Below are 25,526 nucleotides of genomic sequence, written 5' to 3' on the forward strand. Positions count from 1 at the left end.
TTGCGCCAGCACTTCTGGGGAATTTTGATCCAGCATTTACATGAAGTTCTTCATCAAGGCCCTCAACAATTTTCTGACCGCGCTGACGCCATTCCTGTTCTACTCTTTGGGTGGATATTTTGTCATCGAAGGTCGCATTACACTCGGCGCGCTGGTGGCCGTCCTGGCAGCACACAAGGACTTCTCGGCACCGCTGAAAGAGCTCTTCAATTACTATCAGACGCTGGAAGACACGCGGATCCGGTATCAGGAAATCATGGCCTTTTTAAACAAATCGATTCAGCCATTGGGGCATGCTCAGCCAGACAACACTGCGCCACAAGAGGCTGGCCAATTCGAGCGATCCAAGCAGAGATACCCAGCTCTGTCTTTGGTAGGGCAGGGGGCCATAGCAACATCATGAAGGAGTTTGATGGGATGAAATGGGCAGCGATATTCTTTGCTTTGATCGCCGTTGCTTCAGCAGGCTGGTACATCATGCAGCCGGATTACTCTCAAACGGGTACGCAGACGGATGAGGGCGTCGCGCTTCCCGCAGGCGCGCTTGTAACTGTCACGCTACCAGCAAGTTTTACAGAGCAGGAGCAAATCGGCGCAGGCGCTTATGATGCGGTCTGTGCCGTGTGCCACGGCCTGAACGGGCAAGGCCGGGATGGCGTTGCTCCACCGCTTGTTCACAAGATTTACGAACCGAGCCATCACAGCGACATGGCGTTTGTCCTCGCGGCGCAAAATGGAGTGCGGGCGCATCATTGGAAATTTGGAAACATGCCAGCGGTTGAAGGCGTGACGCGATCAGAGATCCTTGCTATCGTGACGTATATTCGAGCATTGCAGCGTGCCAATGGGATCAATTAAGCCGTTTCGACAGATAAGAGGGTGGAGTTTGGTTCGCGGTCAACGACTACTAGGTTCGCCGCGACATGGCCACAACTGGCGGAAGAACGTTTTCATGAGTAAATGTCTTTATGCGTCCATATTGAGTATTGGTGCATTTTTCAGTTCTTTCACCGCAACATATGCCGAGGAAACCGACCTCTTCAGATTGACCGACCGCGCAGCCCCGGTCGGCATCGGTGCCCGTGAGCCATCACTTGCAACCTTGCCGGATGGCCGGGTCGTATTGAGTTGGACAGAAGAAAACGGAGCCGAAGCGGAAGTTCGCATGGCCATCCTTGATGGCAGCGAGTGGTCGGACGCTCGCACAATTCATAAATCGTCAAAGATTTACATCAACTGGGCCGATTTTCCATCGGTAGCGGTGCTGGCTGATGGCGGCCTGGCGGCACAATGGCTTAAACTGAATGGGGAGGGTGATTACCAATATGACGTCAATATCGCTTTTTCTAAAGATGAAGGCAGAAGCTGGACGGAACCGCTTGTTCCCCATGATGACAGATCACAACGCGAGCACGGTTTTGTTTCGTTGGTTCCCGATCAGTTTGGCGGGTTGACGGCGCTGTGGCTGGATGGCCGGGAGTATGACAGTCAAACAGAAGGCGAAAACTTCGAGAATGCGATGCAGCTGCGCGCACGACAGATCAACTCTGACGGAACGATGAAGCCAGAAAGCCTGTTGGACGCGCGCGCTTGTACTTGTTGTCAGACGTCCGCAGCGCGGACCGCTTCGGGCGATATCGTGGCGGTCTATCGTGATCGAACCGCCGATGAAATCCGCGACATTTCGATTGTTCGATCTACCGGAGGGGACTGGACGCAACCCCTCACTGTTCACGACGACGGATGGGAAAGTGCCGGCTGCCCCGTAAATGGCCCAGCTGTTGATACGATGGACGACAAGGTGTCCGTCATCTGGTTCACTGCAGCTGAGAATAAACCGGAGGTTTATATCGCGTTTTCGGACGATGGCGGCGCGCAGTTTGACGAACCGCTCCGCATTGACCTCGGCACAGCCGCGGGACGGGTGGATGTTCTGCAAATGCCGGATGGAAGCGCATTGGCGCTCTGGATTGAATATGTGGGAGGCGGTGAAGCGATCGTCATGTGCCACATATCGCGAAGTACCGGATGCGCAGCGCCTCAGGCGCTCCATATCAATCGGGGCGGCGGATCGATCGGTGTTCCCCGAATGGCGCGCGGAGACGCCGGTACGTTTGTGGCCTGGACGCAGCCGACCGGCGGCGGGGATGGGGACACTACAATCCGCATGGTCGAAGTCGCGGTGACTCCATAGGTTTCGAGCATACATCTCAATATCCTAGTGCTTGCTTGACGCCGTTGCCCTTATTCTGCGGCCCGCCCGAGGGCCAAATCAGGCACTGTACCGGCTTGCTTCAGGCCCCACCCTTTGATGATGGCATAAACCGCCGGAATGACGATCAGGGTCAGCAAGGTTGACGACACCATTCCCCCGATCATGGGCACTGCGATGCGCTGCATGATCTCGGACCCGGTGCCATGCGCCCAAAGGATCGGCATCAGGCCGGCCATGATTGCGACAACTGTCATCATCTTGGGGCGCACGCGGTCTACTGCACCCACCATGATCGCGGCGTGGAGCTCGTCGCGGGTCAGGTCCCTGTCGCCCGCGCGGGCACGCGCTTCATTCAACGCCTGATCGAGATAGATCAACATGATCACTCCGGTTTCAGCCGCCACCCCGGCCAGCGCGATAAACCCGACGGCCACCTTAACCGACATGTTGAAGCCCATGAACCACATGAGCCAAATGCCACCGACCAGAGCGAAAGGCAGCGACAACATCACGATCAAGGTTTCCGTCAGGCGGCGGAAGTTTAGGTAAAGCAGCAGAAAGATCAGCGCCAGCGTCAGCGGCACAACAGTGGCCAGCCGCTGTTTCGCGCGTTCAAGGTATTCGAACTGACCGCTCCAGCCCAAAGAATAGCCGGGTGGCAGAGTGACGGAGGCCGCGACCGCCGCCTGAGCTTCGGCCACATAGCCGCCAAGATCGCGTCCGACGATATCGACAAAGATATATACGGCAAGCTGTCCGTTCTCGGTGCGGATCGACGTAGCTCCGCGGGTGCGTTCAATGGTGGCCACGTCCCCCAGTGGAATGGTGCCACCGCCCGGCAGTGCAACCTGAACCTCGCGCCCAATCGCCTCCGGATCAGACCTCAGTGTCGCCGGATAGCGCATTGCGACGTCGTAGCGCTCGCGCCCCTCGACGGTCTGCGTGATGGCCTTGGCCCCCAACGCCATGCCGATTACCTCTTGCACATCCTGCACCGACAGACCGTAGCGGCCAAGCGCTGTACGGTCCGGGGTGATGTCGAAGTAATAGCCGCCGATCACCCGTTCGGCATAGGCGCTGGTCGTTCCGGGCACCGTTCGTACCACGGCTTCGACCTCACGGGCGACCTTTTCCATCTCGGTCAGGCTGGTGCCGAAGACCTTGATCCCCACAGGCGTGCGGATGCCGGTGGACAGCATGTCGATGCGCGCCCGGATCGGCATCGTCCAGGCGTTCGATACGCCGGGAAATTGCATGGCGGCATCCATTTCCTGCCGAGGCTGTTGATTTCCACTCAGAAGCGACCCGGGCAGGCATATAATTTCCATTGAGGGGGCATCGTTGAGTGAACCCCAAATCGACTGATCAACTCGCTGACCGTCTCTTCGCCCTTCAGCGCCTCTAGGCTCTGGACCCATTGATTTGGTTGCGGTCTCCGCGCGATCTTGATTCAAGCTCCCAAACTTTAGGGGGCGTGATGAGCAATCTTTTCTGGCTGAACGATGAGCAGATGGCACGGCTTCGACCGTACTTTCCGAAGAGCCATGGCAAGCCACGCGTCGATGACAGGCGTGTTCTGAGTGGCATTATTTTCATTAATCGCAATGGCTTGCGTTGGAGCGACGCGCCAAAGGAATATGGTCCATCCAAGGCGCTCTACAACCGATGGAAGCGGTGGAGCGACATGGGCGTGTTTGCCCGGATCATGGTTGGGTTGGCTTCGGAGGGAACGGACCGGAAGACGATCATGATCGACGCGACCTACCTCAAGGCGCATCGCACGGCCTCCAGCCTGCGTTTAAAAAAAGGGGGCGTGGAAGGCTGATCGGGCGCACGAAAGGTGGCATGAACACAAAGCTGCATGCTGTCACCGACGCCGCAGGGCGTCCGATCCGGTTCTTCATCACTGGTGGGCAGGTCAGCGACTACACCGGTGCCAGGGCGCTGGTGAGCAGCCTGCCATCGGCTGACTGGCTACTGGGGGATCGAGGATATGATGCGGACTGGTTCCGTGAGGCGTTGATAGAAAAGGGGATCAAGCCCTGCATCCCGGGACGTAAGTCGCGCGACAAACCTATCAAATACGACAAGCGGAGATACAAGAGGCGCAACCGGATCGAGATCATGTTCGGACGCCTGAAGGACTGGCGGCGGGTTGCCACTCGCTACGACAGATCCCCAACCGTATCCCTCTCAGCAATCGCGCTCGCCGCGACCGTCTTGTTCTGGCTCTGAATCAATGAGTCTGGAACCTAATGCGACCTTGGTCTTAAATTCTGGGCGATGCTGCTTCCGTTTCGACATGTCAGATCTCCTTCGTGTTGAAGATCAGCAGACTACAAATCGCAGCTTACGCCAGTGTCCGAATTTCGGGAAGAATCTCAGACGCTATCACTCGCCTGTCGAAAATCTCAAAATTACTGACCTCACATTTTTGTGATATTAAATTGGTTGAACCTCCAGTGGGTGAAGGTTGTAGAAACCGGAAAAGTTTAGTTTGAGGGTAGTGGAATGAAGTTTGTAAAAGATGCGGCTATCTCGCGGCGCAGTATCCTGCTTGGAGCAGCGGCGAGCGGCCTCACTCTGAAAGCGGGCACCGCATTTGCCCAAAACACGCCTCCGCTAGCATCACCGGTTGTACGTAGGAACTCGTCCGGTTTTGCTGTCGCGAATTGGGAGGATCACTTCGACAACCTGAAACATGGGGTAATACTCTGCGATATAGATTCCCGAGCGGTGCAGTATTGGTCCGAAAACCAAAGCGTTTATAAGCTTTATCCTTCCAGTGTGCCTGAGTCCGAAGATCTTACCAAACGCGGGTACACTAGCGTGATCAAGAAAGTGGAAGGTCCAAGCTGGCGCCCAACTCCTTCAATGAAAATCCGCAATCCTGAATGGCCCGACTACTTTCCACCTGGTCCTGATAATCCTTTGGGCACGCACGCTCTCTACCTGTCATGGCAGTATTATCGCGTCCACGGGACAGGAGACACGCGGAAGATTGGCCGCCGATCATCAAATGGGTGCATTGGTCTTTATAACGAACATATCAAAGAATTGTTTGCTTTGGCCGAAGTAGGAACACAAGTCAAGCTGTTTTGATCCCGCACTTCGCATGACTTGTTAAAGTCTGATCTCGTGTACCAGCGCTCATTCTACGTTCACTACTCGAAAGCCATAGTTTCATGAAACGACGAAAATTTCTCTTTGCCACCGGGGCTGTCGGAGCTTTGTGCAGTCAGCCCGTTTCAGCTCATGTAGTGCTGCCAAAGTATGATTTGCCGCCGGAGTATTTGCCTCAAGTAGTAAGCATCCCAGGAGGCGCTGATCCCTACGAAATTCATGTTTTCCCAAGCCAGTTTGCCCTCTTCTGGACCCAACCTGACAACACTGCAATTCGCTATACCGTCGGGATCGGTCGCCCGAGTCTTTATGAGGCAGGCGAATTCTATGTTGGGGCAAAGAAGGAATGGCCCAGCTGGACACCGACCCCGGGCATGTTGCGTCGTGAGCCTCAGAAATATGGTCCCTTACGAAATGGAATGCCTGGCGGTTTGAGCAATCCTCTAGGTGCGCGGGCCCTCTACCTCTTTCAACCGGGTCGTGGCGATACCTTTTTGCGTGTGCATGGCACAAATGACCCAACCACTATCGGCCGTGCAGTCTCGAACGGGTGCGCCAGATTGGTGAACGATCAGATTGTCCAATTTTATGATAAAGTCCCGCTGGACACCCGTGTGATCCTATACCCCGCAACTTAGAACACTGCCTTGGCGAGATCAGCGTGTTTTGGTAGCTTTTCAGCAGAAGATTTCCTAGGGAAGATAACTCAATCACCCCGGATCTCTCTCAATCCTAGGAAGGATTCAAGATGTTATTAGCGCGACGCGGCCTGTCGAAAATTGTTCTTGCAACAGTATTAGCAGCATTTCCTGTTACTACTGTGGCCGCACAAGAACTCAATGAAGCAGATATCAAGCGTCTCGCACTTGAAGCGATCTTGGAAAAACCCGAAATTCTGATCGAAGCGCTTTCAATCCTTCAGGAACGTGAAAATGTAGCGCTCGCCGAAGCGCAGACTGACGCCCTGTCTGAGTTGCGCGATGATTTCGAACAGAATGCTCCGATCTTCGGGAACTTGGATGGCAGCGTCACACTTGTCGAGTTCTTTGACTATAACTGCGGGTATTGTCGCCGCGCTGCACCAGAGGTCAAAGCGGTACTGGAGGCAAGCAAGGATGTCCGCATTATTTATCGTGAATTCCCGATCCTAGGGCCCGGTTCCGAAGTTGCGGCGCGCGCGTCACTTGCCGCGAGAAACCAAGGTAAATATCAGCAGTTTCACGAGGCAATGATGGCATTGAACGGGCAAGCCGTTGAAGCAAGCGTTATGAAAATTGCAGGCGATGTGGGGCTCGATCTCGAAGTTTTGAAAACAGATATGCAATCTGATTCAGTGAGTGATCACATTGCGGCCTCTCTGCGTTTCGCAGAAGCTTTGGGTATAACTGGAACGCCGACGTTCGTATTGGGTGACGAAATAATCCCCGGTGTGATCGAGCGCGGCACACTTCTTGAAAAGATAGCAGAACTCGTCCCCGAGTGAAAGGGGGGACGATTATGAGATCGGCCCTTATAGCCCTTGATCTTCCACCCGCTGGAACCCCTATCTCCGAAGTTATCTGGAGCAAGAGGTCTCACTATGGAAAACGAAAAGTCATTAGCCTTCGGCGGCTATATGATCGAAGGCCACGTCCCGGTCGCCGACATTCGCCGTCTGTTGGATGAGCGCCCAAACGCTGTTGGCCTTGAAGTCCCCGGTGTGCCTTACGGATCGCCAGGGCATGGGCCAGAATCGGAACGTGAGGCCTATGTTGTACATTTGGTCAATCGAGAGGGGACCACGAAGCCGTTCACAAACTACGAGGCAGCCTGAACTCGAGACGGTGACAATGAAGGGCGGTTGAGGTCAGAGGTTTTTGAACTGACCTAGGCACCAAGGGTTGTCCATACGTAAGTTGCGAAAACACATGCCCGTGCGGGATCAATATTTTTCTTGAACCTCTAGTAACTTTAAGAGTTAAGGCATCGATAACGGTCGGCCCCATGGAGCATAGTCGTCTGTAATAACTTGACTCCTTCCTAGGTAAAAAAATTCGGGATGTGGGTTGGATCGCCGCCAATAGCGTGAAAGGAACAAGAAAGATGCTGACAAGACGACATTTCATCCAGACGACCGCTGCACTTTTCTCCGCGTCTATCTCAAGTCCGCTCCTCGCTGACACCTGGCCCACTGAAGCGGAAAAGGGTGCTTGGGATGCACAGGTAACACCGCCGGGCTATAACCCAGCCACATCAAACCCGTGGGGCCTACACCCGCGCTTTCTGCCGCAGCGGGTTGTAGCTAAAAATGGTCTTGTGGCCGGTGACATTCATGTCGACGCCGTGGCGCGCTATCTTTACCATATCGAGGAAGGCGGCACTGCGATGCGCTATGGCGTCGCGATCGCTCGCGGCAAACTTTATGAGCCGGGTGTCTACACGATCAAGCGCAAGGTCAGGTGGCCGCATTGGCAGCCAACACAGAACATGATTAACCGCGACCCGGAGCTCTACGCCGACATCGCTGACGGTATGGAACCCGGACCTGAGAACGCGCTCGGGTCACGGGCGCTTTATCTCTATGTCGGGGACCGAGACACCTATCTGCGCATCCACGGTACACCACAGCCGCGAAGCATCGGCGGACGAGCAAGTTCCGGTTGCGTCCGGATGGTCATGGCGCACATAAACGATCTGTATCCAAACGTGGAGATTGGCTCGACGGCGTTCCTATATTCGGCCGAGGACAGCGTGACTCCGCAGAGCTGACCCAAGGCGCGTCGTCAGTCCGAAGCTCGAACGTGCCAATCAGGATTGGCGCGCGACGCAGATGGGATTGCCGCCCGCCGATCGCAACGGGACCAAGGTCGTTTCCACCGGCCCATTATGATTATACCAATAGCAGTTATCTTCGGGACGTAGCCGTGCCGCGTTGAGATCTTGGTCGGGTGCAGCAAGGGCTGCGACAGACTCTGGAATATTCCCGATCCTGAATGGATCGTTGTCTTCCTTCGGAGGCACCGCACAGCCAGCTAGGGCCAATGTTGCAACCATGAACACCGCATATTTTTGAAGCATATCTATCTCACTCTTTGGCAGGTCAGCCGCGTCCACAGACTTGGCAACGCGTTTCAAGGTTCCGCAGATCGGTGTCCTTACTTGACCAAGTTTCTGTTTTAGCTCTTGAAGCTCTAGTTACTGTAGGGGCTATCTCAATGTGGAATGAACGAATCCCGAGGTCAATCCCATGTCTTCCAATGGCCACCGCCACGACCACAAGCACAGCTCTGACTGCAGTCACGATCATGTTGATGATCACAAACATGCGAGCGTAGCTCGCTACTCTCATGGAGATGGTGCTGCGTGCTGCGGTGCTGGAGCCAACACGGGACCGGCAGAATCCATCCCGTCGAATGGGCGAAGTTTTCAAGTTTCCGGTCTGGATTGTGCCGAAGAGGTGGCAATCCTGAATAGGGTGGTCGGTCCAAAAGTCGGCGGGACTGAGCATCTGGCGTTCGATGTCATCAATGGGCGGATGACAATTCTGGATACCGCAGTCGGGATTTCGGACAACGAGATTTCGCAACTGGTCGCGAGTACCGGCATGAGCGCAAAACCGTGGGACGCCGACAACGCAGCAGAGAATCAGGCCGCGCATCTGGCACGTCAAAAGCGGTTTACCGCGCTCAGCGGCGGCTTCTGGGTGGCAGGTTTTCTCTACCACATCGTCGAAACCGGCATGGGTGGTGCGCTCGGGCTATTCGCAGGGCACGGAGAAATGCCGATGCCACTCGCGGAAGCAGGGTTATTCGCGGTGGCAATTCTCTTCGGGGTCTGGCTGGTCGCGCCCAAGGCTTGGTCTTCCGCGCGACGGTTTTCCCCTGACATGAACTTGTTGATGGTGGTCGCAGTGGCGGGTGCCATCGGGCTGGGCGAATTCTTCGAGGCCGCGACGGTTGCGTTTTTCTTCTCACTTTCGCTTTACCTTGAGAGCTGGAGTGTGGGGCGGGCCCGCAACGCGGTATCGGCCTTGCTGGATCTGGCGCCGCCGACAGCTCGGGTGATCCGATCAGATGGCAGCGAAACCGATGTGCCTGCGGCAGAGGTCGCCGTGAACGATCGCTTCATTGTGCGCGGCGGCGACCGCATCCCCCTCGACGGTGAAGTGGTGGAGGGGGCGGGAGCCGTCGATCAGGCTCCCATTACCGGAGAAAGCGCGCTCGTGCCAAAGGAGCCGGGCGATGAGGTCTATGCCGGCACGATCAACGGCGAAGGCACACTGACGGTACGAGCGACCAAGGCAGCTTCCGACACAGTGTTGGCCAAGATCATCCGTATGGTCGGTGATGCCCATGCCCGCCGCGCGCCGGTCGAGCAATGGGTGGCGAAATTCGCGCGCATTTATACACCCATCGTGATGGCGGTGGCGATCACCATCGCGGTGGTGCCGCCACTCTTGCTCGGCGGCGCCTGGGACTATTGGTTCTACAATGCGCTGGTCCTTCTTGTCATCGCATGTCCTTGCGCACTGGTCATTTCTACGCCGGTGTCCATTGTAGCAGCGCTGGCCGCTTCGGCGCGAGCAGGGGTGCTCATCAAGGGCGGCGCTTATGTCGAAGCGCCAGGGCGCACCACAGCGCTGGCGATGGACAAGACGGGAACGATCACCATGGGCGAGCCTGAGGTGGCGGCGGTTCACCCGCTGGGTGAAGCCTCCGCTCGCGAAATCATCACGCTGGCAGCCAGTCTGGAGGCGCGGTCCTCGCACCCGCTGGCACGCGCCATCCTCGCGCGCGCAGAAAGCGATGGTGTTTCCGTGTCTGCCGCAGAGGACACGCGGACCGTGCCTGGGCGCGGGCTCGAAGGACGCGCCGACCGGCGCGCGATCTGGCTCGGATCAGATCGGTTTGCCCAAGAGAAAGGTTTCAGCAATGCCATTCCGGCGGATCTTCGGGACCGGATCGAAGGGGCAGGCAGCACCCTGGTTGCCGTGGGTGACGAGACCGGCGTGACCGGCGTGCTGGAGCTTCGTGACCGCATTCGCCCCGATGCAAAGGGTATCGTTGCGCGTCTGCACGCGCAGGGTGTGAAGACAATCGTGATGTTGACGGGCGACAACGAACGCACCGCACGTGCGGTGGCGGCCGAGGTCGGCATTGACGAGGTGCGCGCCGAACTCTTGCCAGAAGACAAGGTGAAGGCCATCGAGGAACTGGTGGAATGCCACGATATGGTGGCGATGATCGGCGACGGCGTGAACGACGCGCCCGCAATGGCGCGCGCGCATTATGCCATTGCCATGGGGGCTGTCGGATCGGATGCGGCGATCGAAACGGCAGATATTGCACTGATGACCGACGATCTGGCTCGAGTGCCGTGGCTGATTACTCACTCTCGGCGGACAATGACGATTATCCACCAGAATATCGGTATATCGCTGGCAACAAAGGCGCTGTTCGTCGGGCTGACCGCGTTCGGGATGGCCTCGATGTGGGGCGCCATCGCTGCGGATGTAGGCGTTTCCCTGTTGGTGGTCGCCAATGCGCTGCGGCTTTTGAACGGCCATCGGATCAAGGACGGGCCTTCGGGCGGTGAACCGGTGGGCGAGCAGATGGCGAAGGGAGCACTGGCGCACGGTCATTGATCCGACGTCTTCGGTAGAGTAACCTCTGGCACCAACAGACCTCGCAAAAAGGGGCGTCGAGCAGTGACAAACACCAGATTTCCACGGCGCGCCTTTTTGATGGGCGGATTGGCCGCCTTCCTGTCAGGTTGTGCCAGCAAGTTCCGGTCGTACAACGGACCCGAAGTGACCCGGCTACGCATGTATAAGGCACAGCGGTTCCTGGTTCTGGACGGGGTGGATGACGTCTTGCGGACCTATCCCATCGGATTAGGCTTCGCGCCCGAAGGTCACAAGCAGTTCGAGGGGGACGGCCGTACGCCGGAGGGCTCCTACGTGATTGATCGGCGCAACCCGGAGAGCCTCTTTCACCTGTCGATTGGCATCTCATATCCCAACGCGGCAGACATCGCTTTTGCGCAGGCTCAAGGAAAGTCGCCCGGTGGCGACATTTTCATCCACGGCGGACCGCGCAAGGGGATCGACCCAATGAATGTCCGCGACTGGACGGCAGGCTGCATCGCCGTCACTGACCGCCAGATCGAGGAAATCTATGCCATGGTCAGGGACGGGACACCGATCGACATTTACGCCTAAGGATCAGGTGAAGCGGCGCCGCAGTGCGACGTTGATCGCCTCAATGGCCATGACCATGACGACGACCGCAATCGTGACGCTGGCGGCCTTATCATACTGGAAGGATCTCACGTAGGTCTGGATGTAGAAGCCGATCCCACCCGCGCCGACGATGCCGAGGATCAGCGACTCGCGCAGGTTCAACTCGAACCGGAAAATCGTGTCGCGGGCAATGACTGGGGCCATCTGCGGCCAGATCGCATGCCTGAGCCGCACGAGCGGTCCGGCGCCGGCGCTTTCCAGTGCTGCGATCGGCGCGCGGGACACGCCGTCGATCGCCTCGGCATAGAACTTGGCGAGCATCCCCGTTGCATGAAAGGCGACCGCGATGATGCCGGGCAGCGGCCCGAGCCCGACAGCGCCCACCATAAGCATGGCCACGAGGATCAGCGGCACGGCCCGGATAAAGGCCAGCAGCGCGCGCACAGGGCCGAACACCATGCGCGAGACCATGGTCTCGGAGGCGAGGATGGCCAGAGGGATCGACAGGATCACAGCGCCGAGGGAACCGAGGATCGCTATTCTCAGCGTTTCCGCGCTGCCCTTCCTGATCTCGGCCATCACTGTCGGATCGGGCGGGAACATCCGCCCGAGAAAGTCAGCGATCCGCGGACCGGCCGAAACGAGACGCGACAATTCGACATCGGTCGTGGCGAAGGACCAGAGGATTGCGCCTGCGATCAGGGTGCTGGTCGCGAAGCCGCCGAACCTGCGGTGGCCCATCAGGACACCGCCCGGAGGCCGGAACCGGGCAGCGGCTCTGCCTCCCGGTAGAGAGCCGCCGTCGCCTCGTCCTGCAACTCGGATGTCGGCACATCGAACACGATCCGCCCGTTCCGCATGCCGATGATGCGCTCCGCGAAACGCCGCGCCAGGTCGGGCTGGTGCGAGGAAAACAGCGCCGTTGCGCCGCGCGCTTGTGCCGCCCCGGTCAGCAGCGCCAAGACCTCCCCAGCGCGGGTGGGGTCGAGGTTGCTCACCGGCTCGTCGGCGAGGATCAGCCGTGGCTCCTGCGCGAGACACCGCGCAATGGCCACGCGCTGCCGCTGGCCGCCGCTGAGACTGTCGACCCGGCGTTCGGCGAGATCGGCAATGCCGCAATCGGTGAGGGCTGTGCGCGCCATGTCGAGATCATGTGGCGTTGGCGACCCCAGCAGGGCGCGCAGGGGCGCCATCCGCCCTAGGCGGCCATTGAGCACGTTGCGCAGAACCGTGGAGCGTTCGACGAGGGCGAATTCCTGAAACACGAAACCGGTATCAGGTCGGCTTGCGCGCGGCGGCGGTTGGTCGGGATCGAGCGGCGCACCCAAGATTGAAACGCGCCCGCGCCAGCCCTGAAGCCTGCCGTCGAGCAATGCCAGCAGCGTTGTTTTTCCTGCCCCGGACGGGCCAAGCAAAGCGACGCTTTCGCCGGTCGAAATCGTAAGCGAGACCCGCTCCAGCGCCGGAACACTCCCGCCCGGATGGGCAAAGTTCAGGTCGTCGATCCGGATGGCGGTGGTCATTCCAGGAGCCCATATCGCCGTGCCATGTCGCGCACGCCGTCATAGGCGGCAGGGTCGGCCCTGACATAGCCGTCCGGCCCGTAGAGATAGCGCAGCTTGTCGCGGTTCTCGGGCTCGTTGAGCCGCAGCATCGCGTTGGTGAAGCGGTCTTGCACCTCGGCATCCAACCCGGGTCGCGCGATCACGACATGGCTCGGGATTGGCGGGCTTTCCGCGATCCATGTCACCTCTGCTTGCTGCTGCGGCGTCAGGAGCAGATCGGCATACTGGCTGGCACCCGCAGCGTCGACCAGACCTTCGGCCATCGCCTGCATGGCCTGCTGATAGCCGCCTGCGAAGAAGACGCGGCCGAAGAATGCCTCCGCCGCGCCTGGGCCGTCGATCAGCCGAGCCTCGACGAATTCGGCGAGCGGGTAGAGATAGCCCGATTCCGAGATCGGATCGGCGAATGCGATGTCGCGTCCGCGCAGGTCTGCAAGCGCGCCGATGCCACTGTCGCGACGCACGAAAATGCGTCCCGTATAACTCGGCGCGTCGCGGTAGACCTCGGAGAGAAGCGGCACCGCGCCGATCTCGGCCTCGGCCAGAACGAAGGGCAGGGCGCCCATGAAAGAGATATCCGCGTCACCATTGCGCAGCGCTTCGACCGCCGCTGCATGGTCGATGGTAACGAACCCTTCGACGGGGACGTCGATCTCACTAGCCAGCCAGCCGGTGATGGCTTCAATGTCGCCCAGAAGCTTCTCGGGGTTCTCCTGCGGGATGAAAGCCAGCCGCAACGCAGTGTCCTGCGCAGCCAGCGGGGTTGCGAGCGATACTGCGCCCGCACTGGCCAGCGCCAACATCGTTCTGCGGTTCATATGGATCGCCATCAGAATGCCCTTTCTGCGATTGCGTCGGCTTCGGTCCTGAACGCGGTCCAGCTTGTTTCGGCGGCCACCCAGTCATCAGCACGAACGGCGTCACCAACCTCGGCCAGACGTTCGGCCAACATGTAAACTTCAGGCCGCGCAGCCAGGTTCGACATTGTGCTGGCGTCCGCCGAAAGGTCCACGGCCACGGTGTCGGTCAGCAGCAGGATGTGTTCTGCATCCCGCTGCGGCAGCAGCGTATCAAGCGTCGAGGCGAATGTCGTAAGTTCGGAGAATGCCAGCCGGAAGGCGGTGTTCTCGGCGTCGAACGCCTCATAGGGCTCGTCCGCTGCGCCCACGGTCTCCAGATAGGCAGTCAGGTCAGCCCTTTCCGCAGCGGTCAGCCGGAGCGCTTTCGATTCGTCGAACCAGTCCACGACAGCGGCTAGCGTCGGCAAAGACCCGTCATGGAAATAGGGTGCGGTGTAGGCGGTGCCGAGCAGCGTGGGTGTATCCATCGCACCGGTGCGGGCGCCATCGTAGGCCGACGCAACCGAGCCGATATCATGGGCCTGCCGGTCCAGGAAGTTCGTGTCCGGGACGTGGCAGCTGGCGCAGGAACGGTCGCCGAGCGCCGCGAAGGGCGTATTGAAGATCGCTTCGCCGCGCTGCGCGGCCTCGGGAGCGGCTTCGGTCAGCTGACCATCCCGTGTCAGCATGGAGTTGGGCAGGAAGTCGAATTCGCGCATGTAGGCGAGCAGAGCATCCAGCATGAAGGGCGTCGGTTCATCGCCGCCGAACTCGTTGACGATGACGTTGCGGGTGAAATCGCGCAAGGAGGCGAAGCGGCCATCGCGGCCGTAGGGCCCGGTGAAGCGCAGGCCACGGAGGCTGGGGATGTCAATCGGATCATCGCGCCGGTCATTGAAGATCGGGTTGAAGAAGGCGCCATCGACATCGATCCCGCCTGGCTGATGGCTCGCACCCGGAATGAAAAGCCGCTGGTTAACGTCCGAGCGGTTGTGACAGGTCGAACAAGCAACCCCGAGGTCCTGCGCCGGATTGCCAAAGATTTGCGCGCTGTCGAACAGCATGTCGCCATAGGCCACCAAAGGCAGGTCGGTCTCGTCGATGCCCTGCTCCTCGAAATTGAGGACGAGGCGCGGCAGCGGATCCTGATCGAAGATGTCAGACCCCGGCGGCAGGCTAGGCGGCACCTCGATGGTGCGGCCACTCTGGACAACAGTTTCCGGCAGCGCGCTCAGCGTCCGGCGCGGCGCGAAATCGTCAACGAGGAAATTCTCGGCGAGATAGAGGGAGATGACTTCGCGCGCGGCTTCCATGGTTTTGCGACTCGCGGGTGTGGCACCAGCACCAAGAACACCGGCGGAGCCTGTGCTGCTGTTGAGTTCCAGCCAGGCGAGGCCGATGCGTCTCGAAGCGTCGGGATCAGCAGTCGCGATACCGTCCGCGAACGCGCGATAGAGTTCTCGAGCTGTCCGCACGGCCTGCTGCGCACGTGCAGGGTCGTCGGCCATGACTGCCCGGTCCAGTTCCTCGTCGATCCGGCGCGCTATCAGCCGCGTCGCCTCGGCGAAGACCGCCTGGCGGTCCTCGCGAGTGATGGCGTCCAGAAGGGGGGCGGGTCCGATGTCGCTGCTGCCGTCCAGCCATGCTAGTGCACCGACAGAGAATTCCGAACCCCGGTAGGGTTCGGCCCAGGCGGTCCCGACGTCATCCCAAGGCAGCGGTTTGAGATTTCCGAGGAAGAGAGTCAGCCGGTAGGCCGCCGCCTCGGGAAGCCATGGAGCCTCCTTGGCAGGCGTCGCAGCGACAGGTCCGGACAGGACGAGCGCGCTTGCGAGTGCGGCAATGAACGCTCCAAGGAATTTCTGAATCACCGCAGTCTCCGAATTCAAAAGTTAGACATGGCTAATTTATCTACCCTAAGCAAACAAGTTGTCAATCCTGCAGTTTCCCTGCAAAGTCCCAAGTATGACAAAGCTGCAATCACAGGAACATGAACCGTTCGAAACTGTCGACAGGGCTCCCGAAGCACAGGCTGAGGGGTTCGCGACCGTGCGTCAGGCACATGAGAGCGAAATGGCGGAAGATTACGTTGAACTGATCGCCGAATTGATCGAGTCGCGCGGTGAGGCGAGGCCGGTGGAGATCGCCGAACGGTTTGGAGTGAAGCCGCCGACCGTGACCAAGAACATCTCGCGGCTCAAAGCTGCTGGCCTGGTGCGGCGGGAACCTTATCGCGCCATATTCCTCACGGATGCCGGTCGGGAGTTGGCCGAGGCCTGCCGCCGACGACACAGGATCGTCGTCGCGTTTCTCCTCAGCCTGGGAATCGACGAAGAGACTGCGGAACGCGATGCGGAGGGGATCGAGCATCACGTCAGCACGACCACGCTGGAGGCCTTCGAACACGCCCTCCTGCAATCTCAGAGCGGCAAGTAGCGCAGCATCAAGTTCTCGCGAAATTCAGCAAAGCAAGACTCAGGAGGCGGCGGCGTCAGCAGTCAAAGGCTGGTGGGTTGGCATTTGTTCTGATGGTCAACTTTAGTGCAGAAAATCGTTCGTGTCCTCTGAGCTTGGCCAGCCCGAAATAGTGTGCCCAAAATCCCTGACTGCGACGACGGTGCAGCGAAAATGTCGATCGCGGGAAAAGACGTGGATACAACCTTTGATTTGCTCCTCTGTTCAAAGCGCATAGACAATTGTCACCACCGTCGTCATGACGATGAAGAACATGACCAAGGCACCTATGGCGAGCGTCCGGCCCATGTCGCGGTTTGGCTCTGCTACTTTCAGACGCAATTCTTCGGCCGTTTCCGGAAACTCGAGCGCCGCGGAGTTTGACCCTCGCACCAACTCGTATCGTGAATTCCAGCGACGCACCTCGGCCGCGTTCCACCCGTTCATGACCAGAATGATCGCGGCGATCATCAGCATCGAGGACGGGACCCAGATCGTGTAGCCACCCATGGTTTCGTCGGACAGGGGATCGAGAAACCCGGTTCCCGCCGTTTGGTAGGAAGCATAGAGGCTCACCTCTTTGAGTGTCGTCAAGGAACCCAGAAAAATGTTTGAAACGATCACCGCGAAACCGGAGATCAGCCTTGCGCCGCGCCTCGCGCCCTCAGGGGGATCTCTCGGGTCGAAGAGCATGCCGAAATACCAGATCCCTGCCAGCACCATCGCAAAATGGGCGAACACCTCGATCGCCGCGATGCGCTGAGCAAGTCCGTAAAGCACTGGAATCTGCCAGATAAAGAGCGACGTGATGAGCGCGGCAGTGGCGGTTACCGGATGTGCCAAGAACCGAAATGCAAAAGATTTTCCAAGAGCGTCGAGGTATCGACGCCACCGTCTGTTCAAACCGGCTTGCAATAATCGCCACGGCTGAGAGACCGCGAAGAGTAGTGGTCCTGCAAGGCGGAGGAGAAGGTGCTCCACTTGGTGCACCGAAAAGAGGCTATGCCCCAACGAAGCCAGAGGCGCATTTGTGGCCGCGAGAATGCAGGTCAAGCCAGCGAGGAACAGGGCTTGCCGCCACATAGACACCGTCCCGCGAATGCGAGCGGATCGCACGAGGCCGCGCATGTAGACCCATGCGGCCAAGCTGACGGAAACAAGGGACACTGGCGAAATCGCATACCCAAACGGGTCGAAAAGGAGGAAGTAAGTGATCATCGGCTCCTGTCATTTTGTATTGTCGGCGTATCGACGGATACCGGTGAAAGTCGGGATGTTCCCACAGCGCCACCCCGGGCCAAGGACAGATCAGTGGACATCGTGAGATATTTGCCCTGCATCCACATGAGAAAAAGGTTTTCATAGAAACGTGAGAGCGGGTGGCCGGACTGACCGGCTGGCGCGATGAAATAGGATCCGGCTTCTTCCGAAAACGACATGACCGCCTGAAAATTGGTGCCCGCGCTGGCCGCGAAGGGGCGGTCATTGTCAGAAGAGAACAGCGTTGCAATCAGTGTGTATGGATCGCCCGAAGATGGGGCTTCGAGAGACAGCAGATCGCTGATGATCCCACTCGATCGGATTGGCGCCCACCCCATATTCAAAGCGTGTGCTTCGCCCCAGACCCAATCTGACGGATCGGGTCCGTAGCGGTCGACAAGCCAGCCGATGGCATCATCCAGGGCCGCACGAACCTGATCCTGGCAGGTCTCGATGCGGGTGGACGGGCGGATGTCGCACCAGATTGCGCTCCCTCCGCGATCTGAAAGCACCGCAAATAGGATATCGGCATTTGGCCTGGCCCAGACCGTTGTCGCGGATGGAAATTCATCCTGAAGTATCCGTTTTTGCAACGCGCGCGCCCAGGCCCAGAACACGAGCGGTTCCGGTGAAAAGCGATCCATGTCGCCATTCCATTGGGCAAGTTGACCCAGAATATCGCCGCGAAGCTCATCTGCGCGGTTCTCTTCGAGAGCGCCTGCGGAACCCACGAACCAGAGCTCTTTTGCCATTATAGGAAGAAGCGCCCGCGCGGCAGTGCTGACCGTGTCGCGCTGCGCCGCAATCGCGCCCTCGACCGAGAATATCGGTTGCCGCACATCAAGAGCTGCCAGACGGGCGTCTCGAAACGATAAAGGCGTTTCGACCTCCCTGTCAGGCCAGCGAGCAAGGATTTCTCGGCCGATGGCAAGAATCTCCAATCCGGCTGGTGCCAGGTTCATGCTTGCGTCCATAGCATCGTTCACATCGGCGGACCGCGCCAGACGGTCAAGCATCATCAGAAAATTGCCGGCCTTGGCAGCGGTGGGACTCACTGGCTCTTTAAGGGCAGTCAGTGACAGAGATCGGAACGCCCAAGCGACGCGTTCGCTGCGACCGACGACAATGAAGGGCACACCCGGCATTGTAGCCCCAATCGCGGCTCCGGTCGGGAGTTGAATATCCGCCAGGTACCATTCAGAAGGCAGCGATAAGGGGCCACGTATATCGGCGGCGAGAATTGGTGCTCCCGAAGCTGTTCTGTCGCCAGGCAACGCCCAAGCATCGAGGCTGACCTTGGGCGAGGTCACAAACAGCTCGGGCAAAAGAGGTCGATCTGACAAGCCGGACAGGTCACTCTGGCGTCTCTCGGGTTGAAGATCGTTCAGAAACGCTTGGGCAAGTCTGAGACTATCGACGGGTCTCCAGGCAGCGATCATTCTCTCATCCGCGATCAACAGATCGGGTGAGCCTCTGCCGCGCCCGCCTTCGGATACCAGACCAAGCCACGCGTTGACACCAGCGGCATATGCGTCGAGCGCTTGGGCTGTCGAAGGCTCGACTTCGATCGTCTGGTCAAGTGGCAACAAGGCTTGCGCTGCCCGCCTTGCCCTCAATAACTGGCCAAGCCTGTCCTGAGCGTGAACGAAACCAAGCGCGAAATAGGCGTCCGCAGCGGAGTCTGCAGAAATGTGCGGTATGGCCGCAGCATCTCGCAGAATATCGACTGGACCTTCGATTCCCGCAACACTGAAATCCTCGTCATAGTCGGGGACGGAGGCGCGCAAAAGAAAGTAGACGACACCGGATACGGCCAGTCCTGATGCAAAAATCGCCAGGAGCAAGTACAGTAATATGTTGAACAGTCGTTTCAATTCGTTGCCGGTGCCAAAGCAATCTCAAGACGTGATGCGCAAGAGGATCACCGAGGCGAAAAAAGCGAGTAGGCCGAAAGCAATACCGAAGCCTGTCGCGTATTGAAGTATATCCAGGCGGTTCCCTTTCCGCCGTTGCGCCAGATAGCCACCCCAGAGCGCCCCTCCGACAAAGCCTGCGAGCACCAGCATCACGATTCCTCCGATTTTGATTTTTCTGAATTGAAACGTCGTCTGACCAATCCGACGGTAAAGGCTAGAGCCCAGACCGCACAGATGAGCGCCAGCGATGTCCAATCACCGAAACGTGCGTAAGGTGTGGGCGCAAGCGCTGTCGGCAGGCTGGCATCTATGACTCCAGTTTGTCCGGTCTCGAGGCGCGCGATGATCTCTCCCTTGGCGTCGATGATCGCGGAAATCCCGGTGTTGGCCGCCCGGACTACAGGAAGCCCTTCTTCGACCGCGCGCATGCGCGCGGAGGCGAGGTGCTGCTCGGGTCCGATGCTGGTCCCGAACCAGGCATCATTTGTGGCGTTGAAAATCCAGTCGGGGCGAAAAAGGTCATCGACTACCTGGCCCGGAAAAATGATTTCGTAACAGATCGCCACCGCGACCAGAGGCGCACCCGGGATCGCCAGCGTGCGTGGCCCTGGTCCTGGCGTGAAATCACCCAAACCTTCGGTCAGCCGCTCGATCGGCAGCCAGCCTCTCAGGGGCACATATTCCCCGAACGGAACAAGATGATGTTTTGCATATCCCGTCAGAATTTCGCCGCTGCCGTCATAGGCTTGAACCGTGTTGAAATATCGGGTTCCCCCATCGCCCTCTACGCGGTCAGGCACGCCTGTCAAAAGGATCCTGCCGTCTGGCAGAACCGTGGATAGCCGCCTACGCGCCAAGGCGTCCTCGTCCAGAAAACCGGGAAAGGCCGTTTCCGGCCACAGCAACAGGTCGAAGCGTCCAGGTTGCGCCGACAAGCCCAAATATTTCTCCAGCGTTCGCTCGCGGCTGCCCGGTGCCCACTTCTCGACTTGCGGCACATTGCCTTGGACGATGCGCAAAGCGCTGTCCGTCGGAGGCACATTCGTCCCTAAACGCAGCGCGCCGCCACCCCAGAGGCCCATCACCACAACGGCGAAGAGCACGAGAACAGGCACGCGTCTGTTTGGTGCCGCCACAATCAACACACCGGGCAACAGCCCTATAAAGACCGTGAGAAAGCTCAGCCCATAGCTTCCTACCCAGGCGGCGGGTTGGCGCAGAGCGGCGTGTTCGACAAGGGCATAAGCGGCAAGGTTCCAGGGAAACCCTGTCAGGACATGACCACGCAGCCATTCTGCGGCAACCCAGCAGGTTGCAAGCAGAAGACCTGCCGTAGTGTCGCCGACAGCACGGCGCTGCATGATGGTGGCAAATAACATCGCCGCAATCGCCGGGAAAATGGCCAGTCCGGCGGACAGTCCCGCGACTGCCGGGATCGCAAGGGCACCGAAACGTTCGGAATCGACGTAAAAGCTCTCGGCGATCCAGGAAACTCCAAACCCGAACTGGCCCATTCCGAAGACCCAGCCGATGAAGAAGGCAGGCGCTGTCGAAACCTGCCGGAGGACGAGAAAGAGTGCTGAGAAGGCGACTGGAACAACGATGAGCCATGAGAATGGTGGAAGGGTTAAAACCGTTAAACCGCCCGCTGCAAAGCTAATCCCTGATCGCAGGGGAATGTAACGGCCACGACCCGTCAGTGGTCGCAAGCCCGCCATCATGTGCCTGTTTTCAACTTGGCGCTCAACCAAGGGGCTATGAGCAGTAGGCCCACGCCACTGACCACGAAAACATCCGCCATGTTGAAGGCGGGCCAATGCGTGGATCCGACATAGAAATCGAGGAAGTCCGTCACACCCCGAAACCGGATGCGGTCGAGGACGTTGCCGAGCGCGCCACCGATAATCGCACCATAGGCGATAGCCTCGGCCCGGTTGTCCGTGCGCAATAACATGACAGTCAACCAGCCGCAGGCCGCGAGGGCCAACACTGTAAGGCTCCACCATGGCGCTCCACCAAGTAATCCAAATGTCACGCCATCGTTGCGCAGGTAGATGAGATTGAAACCGGGAAAGACCGGAACTCCGGCGCTCAAATCTGCCGCATTGGCGACGACAATTGCTTTTGTCACCTGATCGACAAGAAAAGCAGTTCCAGCCGCAAAGAAACCTTGGAAATGGGACTGTTTCATCTCATCCTCCCAGCCATACATCGAGGAACAACATGATCACCAGGCCAACCGCGAGACCGAGTGTCGCCCTGTTTTGATGGCCAGAACGGTGGGTTTCGGGAATGATTTCGTGGCTGATGACGTAGAGCATCGCCCCGGCGGCGAAGGCGAGGCCCCATGGCAACAGCGGCTGCGAGATGCTGATGATCCCAGCCCCAAGAAGCCCGCCTACCGGCTCGACAAGACCTGTCAGGGCGGCAATGCCCCACGCACGGCGCCTGGAATATCCCTCACCAAGCAATGAGACCGCTACGGCGAGACCCTCGGGAGCGTTTTGCAGCCCAATGCCAATCGCAAGCGGCAAGCCACCAGAAAGACCGTCAGCCCCGAACCCGACACCAACGGCGAGTCCTTCGGGGAAATTGTGGATCGTGATCGCGATGATGAAGAGCCAGACGCGGCGCAGCGAAGCAGAGTCAGGGCCTTCCCGCCCCGACTTGAAATGCTCATGCGGCAGCCGTTCGTTCATCAGAGCGACCGCGCCCATGCCAAGCAAGATAGCAACACAAACGATGGCCGCCGGGAGAGCACCGTTGTCGAACTGTCCTTCGGCTGCATCGAGAGCCGGGATGATCAGCGAGAAAAACGATGCAGCGAGCATGACACCCGCTGCAAAGCCAAGTAGCAGATCGCGTGTAGCCCGGGATGGGATGCGCCCGAAAAGAACGGGGATCGCCCCGACCGCTGTCAGCGATCCGGCGGCCAGACTTCCTAGAAAGCCAAGGGTAATTGGGGAGAGGGGTTCCAAGCGTTGAGGTCTCGTCGATACGTCAGTCAGCGGCCGAATAACTGCTAAAGATCTCGGTCGATCCATCGCCGCGGATCAGGAAGACCTCATAAGCCTCTCGATCGTCTTCCGGTCCCATGCCCGGCGATCCATAGGGCATTCCGGGCACCGCCAACCCCACTGCATCTGGACGCTCATCCAACAAACGCTGAATGTCTGATGCCGGTACATGTCCTTCGATCACGTAGCCGTCGACCAAAGCCGTATGGCAGGAGACCATGCGCTGAGGCACGCCATTGTCGAGTTTGAAGCGCACAAGAGATCCCCCGAACATGTCCTCGCCTGTCGGCGCGAATCCGCTTTCCTCGAGGTGCTTCATCCAGGACAGACAACAGCCGCAGCCGTTTGTCTTCCGGACATCAATCTGGATCGCATCGGCGACCGCTTGCGCTGCGGGAAACAAGGCCAGCGTGACTGCAAGGGCGGGAGCCAGTCGTTTCATGGATTAAAGCCTTTCGGTTGTTGTTTGCACAAATTCGCTGGTGAGCCTCTCGGCCAGTAGCGAGCGTGCCTCAGCCAATCGCTCAAGTGCAGCCGTGTCATCCGCATCCCGCTCGGCCGCCTCTGCCAGTCTGTCGTCTGAGAGAGGATCGGTCGGGCGACCATCGACTAGAACCTCATAATGGAGATTTGGGCCGGTCGCGGTGCCGGTCGCACCGACGCGACCGATCATGTCTCCGGCCAAAACGCGCTGCCCTTGTTCGAGTGTGTCCGGCACCTCGCTGAGATGTGCGTATCGTGTCAGGGTGTCGGATCCATGCGCTATCTCCACCACCCGGCCATATCCACCACGACGTCCGATGAAGCTCACGCGTCCGGGTGCTGTCGCTTTCACCGGCGTACCGCGGGCCGCAGCAAAGTCGACCCCGGTGTGCATGCGCACATTCAAATAGACCGGGTGTGTGCGACGGCCAAAGACGGAACTCAGCCGCGCTCCTTCCACCGGTTGGGCAAAAACACGCAGGACCTCTCCATCGACATAGATCGTTGCTTCACCGCTGCCGTCATCCGGCCAGACGATCTCGTAGACCGTTTCACCAAGGTCCAGTGTGGCAAAGGCAAGTTCGGGCTGACCGATCCTCTCGTTTCCGTCGCGGGCTTCGCGCCAAAGAATACGCATCGTCTCGCCACCGGAAAGTTCGCGTCGAAAATCTACTGTGCCGCCCAGCATCTGCGCCATGTCGACCGCAAAACGAGCAGGGATGCCCGCCTTGTCCAAAGCCGCGAAGACAGAGCTTTCGATCACTGCCTCGCCCGCGAACGTCACCATTTCAGGGTCTGGCTCCAACACGCGTGTGACAAGTTCTTGACCAAAGACCGTTTCGATCCGCACCCCATCGTCAACTGCCAGTTCCACGCGGCTCGGATTTCCGTCCACCTTTGAGATCACAGTGATCTCATGGCCCGGGCGCAATCGGCGCAGGTCATATTCTGCACCAAGCGCGAGCGCGATTTCGGCACGCGCAGGCGCAGCGATACCCGCGTTCGCCAGGACCGCATCCAGCGTCTCGCCCGACGCGATCTCACGCGACCAGGTGATCAAAGGCGGTTCAATCTCGGGCAAGGCGGTTTCTGCGAAGACAGATTGCAAGAGCGGCAGAGGTCGCATTGGGCTAGCATTGTCGGCGTGAAATGCAGCGGGCGGTGTCACATCGTAGTCGGCGATCTGAGGCATCGAGAGCGGATCGGGAGTCCAGAGGGTCGCTTCAGCAATCGCAGGAGGCACTGGCTCTTTAGAAAGAACGCCAGAAATGGCGATGGCGGTCAGCGAAAAAGCGCCTGCGACCACAGCGCTCGCCAAAACAATTCTAATCTTCATGTTGCCCCCTCTACGACTTCTGTCAGTGCACGCCGGATCTTCGGCACTGCGAATTCTCTTGGCTCGTGATAGTCAATCATGGTGACGAGTTCACCCTTGGCATCGAACAGGAATACACTTGCCGTATGGTTCATTGTATAGTCGCCGCCTTCGGTCGGGACGCGCTCATACGAGGCACGAAATCCTTCTGCAGCGCGGGCAACCTGGTTTGCCGGCCCAGTCCAGCCGCGAATAGCCGGATGAAAATAGCCGACATATTCGGCCATGGCCTCGACCGTGTCCCGCTCCGGATCGACTGTGATGAAGACCACGTTCATCCGCGCGGCTTCGTCCCCGAGATCTTCAAGCCAACCTGAGATATCCGATAACGTCGTGGGGCAGACATCCGGGCAGTAGGTGAACCCGAAAAACACCATGGTCGGGCGTCCGATCAGGGTTTCCGGGCCCACTTCATTGCCTTCGTGATCGGTCAGTCGGAAATCCATCGCCGACAGGGGGAGAGGCCTTTGGCCGGCCGGTTTTGGTGCACCGGGACCGTCCACGCGCCACCAGCCGACGCCGAGCATCAGAGCGACAGCGCCTACACCGGCTGCACCGTATTGGACCACATGCCGACGCTGCATCAGCTCTCCGGCCCGCGCGCGGCGATCCCCAGAATTGGGACCTCAACAGTCACTTCACCACCGTCCGAGAACGTCAGTGTCAGTGGGAAGGTCTCGCCTTCGATCATCGGGTTTTGCAGCTTCATGAGCATGGCGTGCAGCCCTCCCGGTTCCAATGCTACGCTTTGGCCCGGTTCAATCGTGATTTCGTCAGCAGGCGCCATAGAACTGACGCCGTCGGCGTTGGTTTTCGTCTCATGGATCTGGGGCATCACGGCCAGTGGTGTTGTAAGCCCGGTCAGCGTGACCGTGTCTTCACCGGTGTTGCGCACAGTCATATAGGCGGCACCAGGGCGGTTGACCCCGATTGAAGCACGGGACCACGCGTTTTCGACGACCACATCCTCCGAACCGGCAAATGCCGGAGTCGACATGCCCGAGAGCAGTAAGACAAGGGTCAAACCGTTGATGTAAGATAGTTTTGTCATGAAGAATT

The 25,526-nt window shown here is 58.9% G+C and carries 27 protein-coding genes and 1 pseudogene; 12 read left to right on the top strand and 16 right to left on the bottom strand.

Annotated elements, in window-relative coordinates:
• Positions 1-40: 40 nt before the first annotated feature.
• From VK682_RS23835 to VK682_RS23845, 3 genes are all read left to right on the top strand, one after another.
• The gene (locus tag VK682_RS23835; RefSeq protein ID WP_465270358.1) at positions 41-403 is read left to right on the top strand and encodes a hypothetical protein; all 363 of its coding nucleotides are present in this window, start codon (positions 41-43) and stop codon (positions 401-403) included.
• Positions 400-858 carry a c-type cytochrome gene (locus VK682_RS23840; protein WP_008282869.1) on the top strand — a complete coding sequence of 153 codons (459 nt, stop codon included), beginning with the start codon at positions 400-402 and terminating at the stop codon, positions 856-858. Before VK682_RS23835 ends, VK682_RS23840 begins: the two co-directional genes overlap by 4 nt.
• A 94-nt stretch (positions 859-952) precedes the next feature.
• A complete protein-coding gene (locus VK682_RS23845) occupies positions 953-2,194 on the top strand; it encodes a sialidase family protein (RefSeq protein WP_230797757.1) in 1,242 nt (413 codons plus the stop codon).
• 50 nt (positions 2,195-2,244) lie between these two features.
• On the opposite strand, the gene VK682_RS23850 is transcribed toward VK682_RS23845, so the two are convergent.
• Positions 2,245-3,471 carry an efflux RND transporter permease subunit gene (locus tag VK682_RS23850; protein ID WP_230797756.1) on the bottom strand — a complete coding sequence of 409 codons (1,227 nt, stop codon included), beginning with the start codon at positions 3,469-3,471 and terminating at the stop codon, positions 2,245-2,247.
• A 221-nt stretch (positions 3,472-3,692) separates the two neighbouring features.
• Here VK682_RS23850 and VK682_RS23855 point away from each other — a divergent pair.
• From VK682_RS23855 to VK682_RS23880, 6 genes and pseudogenes are all read left to right on the top strand, one after another.
• Positions 3,693-4,450, top strand: a protein-coding gene (locus tag VK682_RS23855; protein WP_230797755.1) for an IS5 family transposase whose coding sequence is annotated in 2 segments (ribosomal slippage) — positions 3,693-4,029 and positions 4,029-4,450 — 759 coding nt in all. Because the reading frame shifts where the segments join, the coding sequence is not laid out codon by codon here.
• Positions 4,451-4,726: 276 nt separating this feature from the next.
• Positions 4,727-5,317 carry a L,D-transpeptidase gene (locus tag VK682_RS23860; protein WP_009820137.1) on the top strand — a complete coding sequence of 197 codons (591 nt, stop codon included), beginning with the start codon at positions 4,727-4,729 and terminating at the stop codon, positions 5,315-5,317.
• Between the two features lie 83 nt (positions 5,318-5,400).
• Positions 5,401-5,976: a L,D-transpeptidase gene (locus VK682_RS23865; RefSeq protein WP_009820136.1), complete on the top strand. Its 576-nt coding sequence runs from the start codon at positions 5,401-5,403 to the stop codon at positions 5,974-5,976.
• Between the two features lie 110 nt (positions 5,977-6,086).
• Complete coding sequence (locus VK682_RS23870) at positions 6,087-6,821, top strand: DsbA family protein (RefSeq protein WP_230797754.1); 735 nt, start codon at positions 6,087-6,089, stop codon at positions 6,819-6,821.
• Between the two features lie 126 nt (positions 6,822-6,947).
• A pseudogene (locus VK682_RS23875) lies at positions 6,948-7,151 on the top strand (DUF411 domain-containing protein); the annotation flags it as partial.
• Positions 7,152-7,420: 269 nt separating this feature from the next.
• Positions 7,421-8,086, top strand: coding sequence for a L,D-transpeptidase (locus VK682_RS23880; RefSeq protein WP_040652275.1), 666 nt, complete (start codon positions 7,421-7,423; stop codon positions 8,084-8,086).
• Between the two features lie 39 nt (positions 8,087-8,125).
• Here VK682_RS23880 and VK682_RS23885 read toward each other — a convergent pair whose 3' ends face one another.
• Entirely contained in the window at positions 8,126-8,395 is a 270-nt protein-coding gene (locus tag VK682_RS23885) for a hypothetical protein (protein WP_009820132.1), read from the bottom strand.
• A gap of 169 nt (positions 8,396-8,564) precedes the next feature.
• Here VK682_RS23885 and VK682_RS23890 point away from each other — a divergent pair, with 169 nt between their 5' ends.
• Together VK682_RS23890 and VK682_RS23895 are read left to right on the top strand one after the other, a co-directional pair.
• Positions 8,565-10,961: a heavy metal translocating P-type ATPase gene (locus VK682_RS23890; protein ID WP_230797753.1), complete on the top strand. Its 2,397-nt coding sequence runs from the start codon at positions 8,565-8,567 to the stop codon at positions 10,959-10,961.
• A gap of 99 nt (positions 10,962-11,060) precedes the next feature.
• Positions 11,061-11,537 (top strand): L,D-transpeptidase family protein, encoded by a 477-nt coding sequence (locus VK682_RS23895; protein ID WP_009820130.1) that lies wholly within the window; start codon positions 11,061-11,063, stop codon positions 11,535-11,537.
• 3 nt (positions 11,538-11,540) lie between these two features.
• Here the strand turns inward: VK682_RS23895 and phnE are convergent, their stop codons facing one another.
• From phnE to VK682_RS23915, 4 genes are read right to left on the bottom strand one after another with little or no spacing between them, the layout of a single operon-like run.
• Positions 11,541-12,299 (bottom strand): phosphonate ABC transporter, permease protein PhnE, encoded by a 759-nt coding sequence (gene phnE / locus VK682_RS23900; protein WP_009820129.1) that lies wholly within the window; start codon positions 12,297-12,299, stop codon positions 11,541-11,543.
• On the bottom strand, positions 12,299-13,081 hold the full coding sequence (locus tag VK682_RS23905; RefSeq protein ID WP_009820128.1) for a phosphonate ABC transporter ATP-binding protein: 783 nt from the start codon (positions 13,079-13,081) through the stop codon (positions 12,299-12,301). Before VK682_RS23905 ends, phnE begins: the two co-directional genes overlap by 1 nt.
• Positions 13,078-13,953, bottom strand: coding sequence for a phosphate/phosphite/phosphonate ABC transporter substrate-binding protein (locus tag VK682_RS23910; protein WP_009820127.1), 876 nt, complete (start codon positions 13,951-13,953; stop codon positions 13,078-13,080). The genes VK682_RS23905 and VK682_RS23910 overlap by 4 nt, the downstream gene beginning before the upstream one ends.
• Positions 13,953-15,833, bottom strand: coding sequence for a cytochrome c peroxidase (locus VK682_RS23915; protein ID WP_009820126.1), 1,881 nt, complete (start codon positions 15,831-15,833; stop codon positions 13,953-13,955). The genes VK682_RS23910 and VK682_RS23915 overlap by 1 nt, the downstream gene beginning before the upstream one ends.
• 94 nt (positions 15,834-15,927) lie before the next feature.
• Between VK682_RS23915 and mntR the strand changes: the two genes are divergently transcribed.
• Entirely contained in the window at positions 15,928-16,398 is a 471-nt protein-coding gene (gene mntR, locus VK682_RS23920) for a manganese-binding transcriptional regulator MntR (protein WP_009820125.1), read from the top strand.
• A gap of 243 nt (positions 16,399-16,641) precedes the next feature.
• On the opposite strand, the gene VK682_RS23925 is transcribed toward mntR, so the two are convergent.
• From VK682_RS23925 to VK682_RS23970, 10 genes are read right to left on the bottom strand one after another with little or no spacing between them, the layout of a single operon-like run.
• On the bottom strand, positions 16,642-17,634 hold the full coding sequence (locus VK682_RS23925) for a cytochrome c oxidase assembly protein (RefSeq protein ID WP_040652273.1): 993 nt from the start codon (positions 17,632-17,634) through the stop codon (positions 16,642-16,644).
• Positions 17,631-19,550 (bottom strand): penicillin acylase family protein, encoded by a 1,920-nt coding sequence (locus VK682_RS23930; protein WP_040652271.1) that lies wholly within the window; start codon positions 19,548-19,550, stop codon positions 17,631-17,633. Before VK682_RS23930 ends, VK682_RS23925 begins: the two co-directional genes overlap by 4 nt.
• 24 nt (positions 19,551-19,574) lie before the next feature.
• Entirely contained in the window at positions 19,575-19,742 is a 168-nt protein-coding gene (locus VK682_RS23935) for a hypothetical protein (protein ID WP_005641387.1), read from the bottom strand.
• On the bottom strand, positions 19,742-21,301 hold the full coding sequence (gene lnt / locus VK682_RS23940; RefSeq protein WP_380717211.1) for an apolipoprotein N-acyltransferase: 1,560 nt from the start codon (positions 21,299-21,301) through the stop codon (positions 19,742-19,744). The genes VK682_RS23935 and lnt overlap by 1 nt, the downstream gene beginning before the upstream one ends.
• Positions 21,302-21,309: 8 nt before the next feature.
• Positions 21,310-21,804: a signal peptidase II gene (gene lspA, locus VK682_RS23945; RefSeq protein ID WP_230797752.1), complete on the bottom strand. Its 495-nt coding sequence runs from the start codon at positions 21,802-21,804 to the stop codon at positions 21,310-21,312.
• Complete coding sequence (locus tag VK682_RS23950; protein WP_040652270.1) at positions 21,785-22,570, bottom strand: ZIP family metal transporter; 786 nt, start codon at positions 22,568-22,570, stop codon at positions 21,785-21,787. Before VK682_RS23950 ends, lspA begins: the two co-directional genes overlap by 20 nt.
• A 22-nt stretch (positions 22,571-22,592) precedes the next feature.
• Positions 22,593-23,051, bottom strand: a complete 459-nt coding sequence (locus VK682_RS23955; RefSeq protein WP_009820119.1) for a DUF411 domain-containing protein — start codon at positions 23,049-23,051, stop codon at positions 22,593-22,595.
• A gap of 3 nt (positions 23,052-23,054) precedes the next feature.
• Complete coding sequence (locus tag VK682_RS23960) at positions 23,055-24,428, bottom strand: M23 family metallopeptidase (protein WP_230797751.1); 1,374 nt, start codon at positions 24,426-24,428, stop codon at positions 23,055-23,057.
• Positions 24,425-25,051, bottom strand: coding sequence for an SCO family protein (locus tag VK682_RS23965; protein ID WP_009820117.1), 627 nt, complete (start codon positions 25,049-25,051; stop codon positions 24,425-24,427). The genes VK682_RS23960 and VK682_RS23965 overlap by 4 nt, the downstream gene beginning before the upstream one ends.
• Positions 25,051-25,518 (bottom strand): copper chaperone PCu(A)C, encoded by a 468-nt coding sequence (locus VK682_RS23970; protein ID WP_008282825.1) that lies wholly within the window; start codon positions 25,516-25,518, stop codon positions 25,051-25,053. The genes VK682_RS23965 and VK682_RS23970 overlap by 1 nt, the downstream gene beginning before the upstream one ends.
• Positions 25,519-25,526 lie beyond the last annotated feature (8 nt).

Origin of the sequence: Salipiger marinus (assembly GCF_035481585.1) — a bacterium.
GTDB lineage: Bacteria > Pseudomonadota > Alphaproteobacteria > Rhodobacterales > Rhodobacteraceae > Salipiger > Salipiger marinus.